We start from the raw sequence: 1,207 nt of genomic DNA on the forward strand, positions 1-1,207 counted from the left end.
GCCCGTCGAGTCCACCGCGCCGGTCGAGCAGCCCGGTCCGGAAGCGGCGGATACGGGCGCCGCGGGCACGACGCCGGCCGGCCTCACCGAGCGGGAGCAGCGGATCCTCGCCTTCGAGGCGCAGTGGTGGAAGCACGCCGGAGCCAAGGAACAGGCCATCCGGGACACGTTCGGGCTCTCCGCGACCCGCTACTACCAGCTGCTCAACGCGCTGCTCGACCACCCGGCCGCGCTCGCCGCCGATCCGGTGCTGATCGGCCGGCTGCGCCGGCTGCGCTCGTCGCGGGCCCGCAACCGGCGGCGCTGACCCGCCTCACTTCTCGTACGTGCGCAGCCCGTTGCCGATGGCGAAGAACGTCGGCGCCCACTCGCTGATGAAGATGCCCCAGCGGTCCGCCCGCGCCACTCCGGCGCGCTCCATGTGCTTGGAGAGGAACCAACTGGTGACCGAGAGGCCGATGCTGACGAACCCGGCGAGGTATGCGTGCTCCGCCCGGATGCCGCCCTCGTGCAACCGCTCCAACATCTCGAATCCCCCTGTCACCGAGACCGACCCGGTCGCGTCCGACGCTACCGAAAGCGCGGGAGTGATGACGCAGGGTTACCGCGATCGGGCCGGTGGCGGATGACCTGGCGCGGGCCGGGTAGGCGGCCGGCGACGACGAACGGAGGCGACGATGGGAGCACCGGACCGCCGGTACGCGATCGGCAGCAGGCCGGCCCGCCCGGCCGGGGAGGCGCCGGTGATGCGGGTGCGTTCCGCCTCCGACCCGGCGCCGGGCCGCCCGGAGAACGAGGACGTGGTCTTCCGGATCGGCCCGCTCGTCGGCGTCCTCGACGGGGCCACCGTGCCGGAGGGCTTCGACACCGGATGCGTGCACGGTCCCGCCTGGTACGTCCGGCACCTGGCCGCCCGGATCGGCCTGGCGATCGCGGCCCGGCCCGCCGCCACGCTGATGAGCAGCCTCGCGGCGGCGATCCTCGCGGTCCGGGCCGACCACGGCGGGACGTGCGACCTGGACCATCCCGGCACCCCCTCGTCCACCGTCTGCCTGCTGCGGGAAAGCGGCGACCGGGTCGACTACCTGGTGCTCTGCGACAGCCCGCTGGTGCTCGACACCGACCGCGGGATCGAGGTGGTCACCGACGACCGGCTCGCGGACGCGGTGGCCGACCTGCGTCGCAGCGCCGCCGCGCTGCCCGACGG

General features: G+C 74.2%; 2 protein-coding genes and 1 pseudogene. 2 read left to right on the forward strand and 1 reads right to left on the reverse strand.

The window, feature by feature from the left end:
* On the forward strand, nucleotides 1–307 hold a 307-nt coding region (locus AB0L34_RS34070; protein WP_363709796.1), incomplete at its 5' end, for a DUF3263 domain-containing protein.
* A gap of 6 nt (nucleotides 308–313) precedes the next feature.
* Here AB0L34_RS34070 and AB0L34_RS34075 read toward each other — a convergent pair.
* Complete coding sequence (locus AB0L34_RS34075) at nucleotides 314–526, reverse strand: hypothetical protein (protein WP_363709798.1); 213 nt, start codon at nucleotides 524–526, stop codon at nucleotides 314–316.
* 151 nt (nucleotides 527–677) lie between these two features.
* Here AB0L34_RS34075 and AB0L34_RS34080 point away from each other — a divergent pair.
* Nucleotides 678–1,207 (forward strand): annotated as a pseudogene (locus AB0L34_RS34080) (hypothetical protein); the annotation flags it as partial.

The sequence above is a fragment of the Micromonospora sp. NPDC052213 genome (genome assembly GCF_040679695.1).
GTDB lineage: Bacteria > Actinomycetota > Actinomycetes > Mycobacteriales > Micromonosporaceae > Micromonospora.

Excerpts from the sequence above, each read along its gene's own strand:
- AB0L34_RS34075 (WP_363709798.1), bottom strand. The coding sequence starts at position 526 with ATGTTGGAGCGGTTGCACGAGGGCGGCATCCGGGCGGAGCACGCATAC.